Genomic DNA, 7,802 nt, shown 5'->3' with positions numbered 1-7,802 from the left:
TACGGGGGCTCGGGGTCCGGTCGACGGGGCGGTTCGCGGTCGAGGAGTCCGCGCCAGGTGAGGTAGGTGGCGTACGGGACGGGGGCGCCGCCCGTGGCGATCTGCGCGGCCACCGGGCGGGCGGCACGGTGCGCGGGCAGGGCGTCCGTGGCACGCAGCAGCAGCACTCCGGCGCCGTCGCCGAGGACGACGAGCGCGATGGTCTCGCCGGGTCGGGCTCGGTCCAGGACGTCGGCGAGGAGCAGTCCGGGCTGGGCGGTGCCCGCGTTGCCGATGGCCCCGGTGAGGTCTCCGGTCACCGTCTCGGGCCGTACGCCCGCTGTCCGGCGCACCGCCGCACAGGCCCGGGCGTGCAGTCCCGCGACCGCGAAATGGTCGACGGCGTCGGCGGAGAGCTTGGCGCGGTCGAGCGCGGCGCCGAGGGCCCTGCCCGCGAGGTCGACGTAGATCTCCTCGGCGAACCGCTCCTCCCAGACGCGGGAGGCGGGCGCGCCCGGCAGCCGCCAGCGGTCGAGGAGTTCGTCGCTGACGGTGTCGTGGGCGAGGAGTTCGGCGATGACGGGCGCCCCGTCGCGGTGTCCGCCGAAGACGAAGGCCGCCGCGCCGTCGCCGCCGGCGCTCTCGTCCGTACCGCCGGGCAGCCCGGTGCGCAGGTCGGACAGCACCGCGAGGGTCGGGACCGCGGAACGGGCGGCAGTGACCAGGGCGCCGAGTCCGGAGCGTACGGAGCCGGCCATGTCGACGGCGAGTACGTGCTCGTCGAGGGAGAGCGCGGCGTGCACGGCGGTCGCGTTGGTCTTGTCGAGATAGGCGGGCGCGGCGGTGGCGAGGAAGAGCTGGCCGACGCGGGGGCGCAGCCCGTCGGCGGTCAGGGCGCCGCGGGCCGCTTCGACGGCCATCGAGGTGGTGTCCTCGTCGTAGCCCGCGACCGAGCGGGTCCCCTTCGCCGCCCGGGTCCCGAGGGTTGCGGCGATGTCGGCCCGCGCGAGACGGTGGTGCGGCACATAGGCGCCGTATGCGATCAGTCCGGCCATCAGCGTCCTCCAAGAGCGTGAGTGGTGGTCGTCGGCCGTTCGAAGACCGCGGCAAGCCCTTGGCCGCCGCCGAGGCACATGGTCTCCAGGCCGTAGCGGGCCTCGCGGCGGTCGAGTTCGCGCAGCAGGGTGGCGAGGATGCGACCGCCGGTGGCGCCGACGGGGTGGCCCAGCGAGATGCCGGAGCCGTTGACGTTGAACCTCTCGAAGTCGCCCTCGGTCAGGCCCCATTCACGGGTGCAGGCCAGCACCTGGGCGGCGAAGGCCTCGTTCAGTTCGATGAGGTCGATGTCGGCGAGCTTCAGGCCCGCTCTCTCCAGGGCACGGGCTGTCGCCGGGACCGGCCCGATGCCCATCGTCTCCGGGGGCACGCCCACGACGGCCCAGGAGACGAGCCGGCCGAGCGGACGCAGCCCCAGTTCGGCCGCGCGCTCGGGGTGAGTGACGATGCAGACGGAGGCGCCGTCGTTCTGACCGCTGGCGTTCCCGGCGGTCACGGTGGCGTCGGGGTCCTGTCGGCCGAGTACGGGTCGCAGGGTGGCGAGTTTCTCCAACGAGGAGTTGGGGCGCGGGTGTTCGTCGGTGTCGACGATGGTCTCGCCTCTGCGCGTCCGTACGGTGACGGGCACGATCTCGTCGGCGAAGCGCCCCGCCCGCTGAGCCGCGACGGCCTTCTCGTGCGAACGCAGAGCGAGCAGGTCCTGCTCCTCGCGCGGAATGCCGTACTCGCGGCGCAGGTTCTCGGCGGTCTCCAACATCCCGCCCGCCACAGGGTGGTTGACCCCGCCGGAAGTGACCCGGCCACGGGCCAGCCGGTCGTGCAGCGTGGTACCGGCGCCGCGTACGCCCCACCGCACGTCGGTGGTGTAGAACTCGGCCTGGCTCATGGACTCCACGCCACCTGCGAGGACGAGATCGCTGGCACCGGTCTGCACCTGCATGGCGGCGTTGATCACGGCCTGCAGTCCGGATCCGCAGCGCCGGTCGATCTGGAGCCCCGGCACCTCCACCGGCAGTCCGGCGTCCAGGGCGACGACCCGCCCGATCGCGGGCGCCTCGCCGTTGGGATAGCACTGGCCCAGCAGGACGTCGTCCACGGCGCCGGGCGGCACTCCGGTCCGCTCGAGGATGGCCCGTACGACCGTGGCAGCCAATTCGGCCGCGGTCACCTCGCGGAAGACGCCTCCGTAGCCGCCGACGGGGGTACGCACGGGTTCACAGATCACCGCGTCACGCAGGAGGGCGGGCATCGGGACGGCCTTTCGGTTCGGGGGCAAAGGGCTTCAGGTGTACGGGACTTGAGAAGTGCGGGGCTTCAGAGGTACGGGGTTCCAGGGGTACGGGTCTGGGGGCGCCGATCGCGTACGCAGCGGCGGCAGGTCACATGTAGCGGCCGCCGGTCACTTCGAGGACGGCTCCGGTGATGTAGCTCGCCATGTCGGAGGCGAGGAAGAGGACCGTCTGGGCGACCTCGGCAGGTTCACCGGCGCGGGCCATGGGGATCTCGGCCAGCTTCGCGTCCCAGGCGGACTGGGGCATCGCCTCGGTCATGGCGGTACGGATCAGCCCGGGCTGCACGGCGTTGACCCGGATTCCGGCTCCGGCCAGCTCCTTGGCGGAGGCCTTGGTGAGGCCGACGAGTCCGGCTTTGGCCGCGCTGTAGTTGGTCTGGCCGAAGTTGCCGACCTTGCCGGCGATGGAGGAGATGTTGACGATGCTGCCGCCGTGGCCGTGCTCGCGCATCGCCGCGGCGGCGTACCGGGTGCCGTTCCAGGCGCCGGTGAGGTGGACGTCCACGACGGCGCGGAAGTCGGTGAGGGCCATCTTGCGCAGGGTGGCGTCCCGGGTGATTCCGGCGTTGTTGACCATGACGCCGACCGGTCCGAAGGTGTCGGCGCAGTGCGCGACCAGGGCCGCGACCTCGTCCTCCTCGGTGACGTCGCAGCGCAGCGAGGTGGCGGCGACGCCATGTTTCACGAGGCGCTCGGCGGCCTCGGCCGCGGCCTCCTCGTTGATGTCCCCGATGACGACGGAAGCGCCCGCGCCGCCGAGTACGCCGGCGATCTCGTATCCGATGCCCTGCGCGGCTCCGGTGATCACCGCGGCCCGGCCGTCCAGCAGTCCCATGTCGTTGCCCGCCCGACTCGTCTCCAGCTCTCCGCTATTCCTCTAAAATAGATAACCTATTACGCTGAAAGTATCAACCAGGGCCGACTGATCGCAGAGCGGCGCACGGGCCCCGGCCGAGGAGGAGATGACGCAGGTGGACATCAGTTACCCGCCGGAGACCGAGACGTTCCGCGCCGAGGTCAAGGCGTTCCTCGCGTCCGCCCTGCCGGCCGGCTGGACAGGCATCGGCGCCCTCGACGAGGAGGCCGCCTGGACCTTCGCCCGCGACTGGCGGACCCGGCTCGCCGAGCGCGGATACCTCTCCCTGACCTGGCCGGAGCAGTACGGCGGTCGCGGCCTCTCCAAGCTCCACCAGGTCGTCCTGATGGAGGAACTGGCCCTGGCCGGCGTGCCGTTCGGACTGCCGCAGGACACCTTCGGCGTCAAGATGCTGGCGAACACGCTGCTGCGCTGGGGCACCGAGGAGCAGAAGGCCGACTTCCTGCCGCGGATCCTGAGCGGCGAGGACACCTGGTGCCAGGGGTACTCGGAGCCCGACGCCGGCTCGGACCTGGCCTCGCTCACGACGCGCGCGGTGCGGGACGGCGAGGAGTGGGTCATCGACGGCCAGAAGGTGTGGACGTCCGGCGCCCACCACTGTGACTGGATCTTCGTCCTGGCCCGCACCGACCGCGACGCCCCGAAGCACCGGGGCATCTCCTTCCTGCTGGTGCCGCTGCGCCAACCCGGCGTCGAGGTACGCCCGTTCCGCATGATGAGCGGCCAACTCCACTTCAACGAGGTCTTCTTCAGCGGCGCTCGGACCCGGGCCGATCTCGTCGTGGGCGAAGTGAACAACGGCTGGGCGGTCGCACAGAGCCTGCTGGGCGTGGAGCGCGGGGAGGAGGCCGCGACGAACCCCATCCTGTTCAAGGCCGAGGTGGAGCGTCTCGTCGACCTCGCCCGCGAGTACGGCAAGGACCAGGACCCGGTCGTCCGGCAGCGCATCGCCTGGTGCTGGTCCAAGGTCGAGATCATGCGCTACCTCGGCTACCGCATCCTCACCGGCTGGCTGAGGGGCGCCGAGCCCGGCCCGGAGTCCTCGATCGCCAAGCTGTACTGGAGCGAGTACCACACCGAGGTCACGGACCTGGCGATGGACATCATGGGCCTGCACGCCCAGGTCCCGGTGGGCCGCCCACCTCTGCGTACGTACCGCACGGACGACCCCGGCGCCGCGAACTCCTCGGCGTCCTGGTCGACGACGTACCTGATCGCCCGGTCCGGCACGATCTATGCGGGGACATCGCAGGTCCAGCGGAACATCCTCGCGGAGAAGGTGCTGGGCCTGCCGCGCGAGCCGAGGGTGTGATCCTCAGGTCTCACCCAGGATGCGGGGCAGTTCGAGGCCGCCCGCGGTGACGAAGTCGGTGACGCGTGGCTTGAAGTCCTTCAGCGACATGGCTTGTCGTCGGCGTTTTGGCCGGACTGCCCTTGGCGTAGCGTGGCCGCGTGTCAGAGCCGCCGCTGCCGCCCGCCGCGCCCCGCATTCCTCCGCAGCCCGCGGAGGAATGGGCTGAATCCGTGCGGGAGACGTTGTCCGCCGACATCGGTTCACTGGGCCTCGGCGTGTCTTCGCTCGGTGAGGCACATGTGTTCACGACGCTTGCTCGTCATCCGGAGTTGTTCGCCGCCTGGCTTCCCTTCAGCAGCCAGTTGCTGCTTGCGGGCGACCTGCCCTTCGCTGAACGCGAGTTGGTGATCCTTCGAGTGGCGCGCAATTGCGAGTCACCCTACGAGTGGGGCCAGCACGTGAGGATCGCCGCGAAGGCCGGGCTGTCATCGGACGACATGGCGCGGGTCGCCGCGGGTCCCGAGGCGCCGGGGTGGACGGAACGGCAGTCGTTGCTGCTGCGGGCCACGGACGAGTTGCACTCCGGCGCCCGGATCGGCCAGTCGACGTGGGAAGGGCTGGCCCAGCACCTGACGGAGCGCCAGTTGATCGAGCTGCCGATGCTGGTGGGCCACTATCATCTGCTGGCCTTCACCCTGAACTCTCTGCAGGTGCAGCCGGAACCCGGACTGCCGCCCATGAGCTGACGGGATGCCTCAGGCAGCAGCCAGGTCCGCTTCCCCGGACCCCGTTGTGTGTACTCGCACTCGTCCTCAGCTTGACTCTGTTGAGGATCTCGGCTCAAACACCTCGACCTCCGGCACAGGCCGCGGCCCCGTCCCCGGCCGCCACCCCGCATCCAGCTTCCGCAGCCCCACCCCACCAGGCGCCCAGATATGGCAGCTGTTCAGCACCCCCGCCGTGGAACGCGGGTCATCGGAGGGCCGCCCGGCCATACGAAGCCCCGCGTTGGCCGAGATCCCGGCCTGCACCACGGCAGGCCCGAGCACCCGCGCCAACTCGTACAGATGAGAGCACCCGGACACCCCACGAAAGCGCTCCTGTATGGCCCGGTTGTACCCGGCAGCGACACTGAGCCCCACCAGCCCACCGAAGACCGGCGTGATCAACGGACACTCGGCGTGCGGAAACGTGCGCATGTCCGCATCGGCCGCCACGATGACCATGTCCGCCAGCCGAACCCGCACGGCGAGCACCATCCGGTGCACGACACCGGCGTCCGGCTCCGTCACCCAGGGCCGCTCGTCCCGCAGTTCGGCCTCGACGGAGATCTCGCCCCCACCCTCGTCGTACGCGGTGACGCTGACCGTACGACGATGCAGCGGCACCTCGGCGCGCGTCACGACGACTCCTCCCCCAGCACCGCCGGCTCTCCCAACTCCGCGAGCTCTTCCAGCGCCGCGAACTCGGGCTGCCGCCGCTCGATGAAGCTGCGTACGCCCTCCCGGTAGTCCGGCGCCCGCTTGGCCGTCGCCAGCAGCCGGGCCGCGGCGTCGCGGCTCTCCACGAAGGTTCTCGTCTGGTCGTCGGCGAGTTGCCGCTTGATGAGGGACATGGCGTACGGGCTGGCCGAGCGGGCCAGTTCGGTGGCGTACGCGAGGGCGGCCGGGAGGAGTTCGTCGGGTTCGCACAGCCGGTTGACGAGGCCCATCGCGAGCGCTTCCGTGCCGCTGATGCGGCGCGAGGAGAGCAGCAGGTCGCCGGCGTTCCCGTATCCGACGAGCCGCGGCAGGATCCAGGACACGCCGTCCTCCGCCACGAGTCCGCGCGCGCTGAAGGCGGCGGCGAACTTGGCGCCGGGCACGGCGAACCGCACATCGCACATCACGGCCTGGTTGAAGCCGATCCCGGCGCAGGCGCCGTTGACGGCCGCCACGACGGGCTTCGGGAAGGTCATCGGCCGGGTGCGCGGCGGCAGTTGGTCGGTCGGCCAGGGCCGGGCGCCGGAGGACGCCCCGTCCAGCACGCTCATGTCCATGCCCGGGCAGAAGCTGCGGCCGGCGCCGGTGAGGACGACGGCCCGTACCGCCGGATCCTTCTCGGCGCGGTCGAACAGCTCGTTGTAGAGCAGCTCCATCTCCAGGGTCCAGGCGTTGTGCCGCTCGGGCCGGTTCAGGGTGAGCAGCATGACCCCGTCGCCGGTCAGTTCGGTGAGGATCACCGGGGTCGGTTTCTCGGTCATCGAGCAGCCCCTCCCGCGCTTATAGCTATATGAATCATCTATATCACAGGGGAGGTGATCACCGGCCCCTTGACCTGGTACCCTCGGTGCACTAAGAAGATTCATTTTGCTATATCAGGCAAAGTGGACGGGATCGATCACCAGCGAGGAGTGTCCGTCGTGGCCGAGGCAGCCGGCGCAGCAGAAGTACCCACCGTGCCCGTCCCCTCCCGTGCACGCGTCGGGCGCCAGGTGCGCGTTCCGAAGACGGCCGAGCTGGTCGCCGGACACCTGCGCCGCCAGATCGTGCGCGGCGAGCTGAAGCCCGGCGACGCGCTGCCGCCGGAGTCAGGGCTCATGGAGCAGTTCGGCATCTCCCGGCCGACGCTGCGCGAGGCCTTCCGCGTACTGGAGTCCGAGTCGCTGATCACGGTGCGCCGCGGAGCGCACGGCGGTGCCCGGGTGAGCGCGCCGGACGCCGATGTCGCGGCCCGCTTCGCCGGTCTGATCCTGGAGTACCGCGGCGCCACCCTCGGCGACGTCTACCGCGCGGCGGCGATGATCGAGCCACCGTGCGCACGCCAGCTCGCCGCCAAGCACACGGCGGCGGACATCAAGCGGCTGCGCGAGGCGGTGGCCGCGGAGAAGACCGTCCTCGACGACCCGCTCGCCCTGGTCGACGCCCAGGACGCCTTCCATGCCCTGCTGGTCGAACTGACCGGCAACCAGACCCTGATCCTGCTCTGCGGCATGCTGCGCAACATCGTCGACCGCGCCAACGCCTCGTACACCGCTGCCGCCGCCGACACCGAGGCCCAGAAAACCCAGGCCCTCAAGGGCCACCGTGCGCACGTACGGCTGGTGGGCCTGATCGAGTCGGGCAAGGCGGACGAGGCAGAGAAACTGTGGCAGCGCCACATTTCCAGCGCGGACGACGTCGTCAACTCGGCGGGACCGAAGACGGTCCTGGAGCTCATCGACTGACCACGGAATCCGCACCGACCCACGGGATCCGCATCCCGTCCACGGGCCGGCCGGCCGGCGGGCCCGATGCATGTCCGGCGCCCGCCACCCGGACCCCACC

8 protein-coding genes are annotated in these 7,802 nt (G+C 70.8%); 3 read left to right on the top strand and 5 right to left on the bottom strand.

The genetic code is table 11. From position 1 onward, the window contains the following. From G6048_RS45490 to fabG, 3 genes are all read right to left on the bottom strand, one after another. The coding region (locus tag G6048_RS45490) for a hydroxymethylglutaryl-CoA synthase family protein (protein WP_165345488.1) at nt 1-1,034 on the bottom strand (1,034 nt) is incomplete at its 3' end. Next, nucleotides 1,034-2,284: an acetyl-CoA C-acetyltransferase gene (locus G6048_RS45485; RefSeq protein WP_206342941.1), complete on the bottom strand. Its 1,251-nt coding sequence runs from the start codon at nt 2,282-2,284 to the stop codon at nt 1,034-1,036. The genes G6048_RS45485 and G6048_RS45490, both read right to left, overlap by 1 nt. A 130-nt stretch (nt 2,285-2,414) precedes the next feature. Then, nucleotides 2,415-3,161 (bottom strand): 3-oxoacyl-ACP reductase FabG, encoded by a 747-nt coding sequence (gene fabG / locus G6048_RS45480; protein WP_165345487.1) that lies wholly within the window; start codon nt 3,159-3,161, stop codon nt 2,415-2,417. 127 nt (nt 3,162-3,288) lie between these two features. Here fabG and G6048_RS45475 point away from each other — a divergent pair, with 127 nt between their 5' ends. Beyond that, nucleotides 3,289-4,515 (top strand): acyl-CoA dehydrogenase family protein, encoded by a 1,227-nt coding sequence (locus G6048_RS45475; protein WP_206342940.1) that lies wholly within the window; start codon nt 3,289-3,291, stop codon nt 4,513-4,515. 224 nt (nt 4,516-4,739) lie between these two features. Next, nucleotides 4,740-5,243, top strand: coding sequence for a carboxymuconolactone decarboxylase family protein (locus tag G6048_RS45470; protein ID WP_165345486.1), 504 nt, complete (start codon nt 4,740-4,742; stop codon nt 5,241-5,243). A 66-nt stretch (nt 5,244-5,309) separates the two neighbouring features. Here the strand turns inward: G6048_RS45470 and G6048_RS45465 are convergent, their stop codons facing one another. Further along, nucleotides 5,310-5,900, bottom strand: coding sequence for a DUF2889 domain-containing protein (locus tag G6048_RS45465; RefSeq protein ID WP_165345485.1), 591 nt, complete (start codon nt 5,898-5,900; stop codon nt 5,310-5,312). Then, the gene (locus G6048_RS45460) at nt 5,897-6,739 is read right to left on the bottom strand and encodes an enoyl-CoA hydratase-related protein (RefSeq protein WP_165345484.1); all 843 of its coding nucleotides are present in this window, start codon (nt 6,737-6,739) and stop codon (nt 5,897-5,899) included. The genes G6048_RS45465 and G6048_RS45460 overlap by 4 nt, the downstream gene beginning before the upstream one ends. A gap of 159 nt (nt 6,740-6,898) precedes the next feature. Here G6048_RS45460 and G6048_RS45455 point away from each other — a divergent pair, with 159 nt between their 5' ends. After that, nucleotides 6,899-7,702, top strand: coding sequence for a FadR/GntR family transcriptional regulator (locus tag G6048_RS45455; RefSeq protein ID WP_165345483.1), 804 nt, complete (start codon nt 6,899-6,901; stop codon nt 7,700-7,702). The last annotated feature ends 100 nt before the right edge of the window (nt 7,703-7,802 follow it).

Origin of the sequence: Streptomyces ureilyticus, assembly GCF_011045025.1 — a bacterium.
Lineage (GTDB): Bacteria > Actinomycetota > Actinomycetes > Streptomycetales > Streptomycetaceae > Streptomyces > Streptomyces ureilyticus.
Note: the sequence above shows the minus strand (reverse complement) of the source record. Positions and strands in the feature narration are given on the sequence as shown.

Excerpts from the sequence above, each read along its gene's own strand:
- G6048_RS45485 (WP_206342941.1), bottom strand. The coding sequence starts at position 2,284 with ATGCCCGCCCTCCTGCGTGACGCGGTGATCTGTGAACCCGTGCGTACC.
- fabG (WP_165345487.1), bottom strand. The coding sequence starts at position 3,161 with ATGGGACTGCTGGACGGCCGGGCCGCGGTGATCACCGGAGCCGCGCAG.
- G6048_RS45475 (WP_206342940.1), top strand. The coding sequence starts at position 3,289 with ATGACGCAGGTGGACATCAGTTACCCGCCGGAGACCGAGACGTTCCGC.
- G6048_RS45460 (WP_165345484.1), bottom strand. The coding sequence starts at position 6,739 with ATGACCGAGAAACCGACCCCGGTGATCCTCACCGAACTGACCGGCGAC.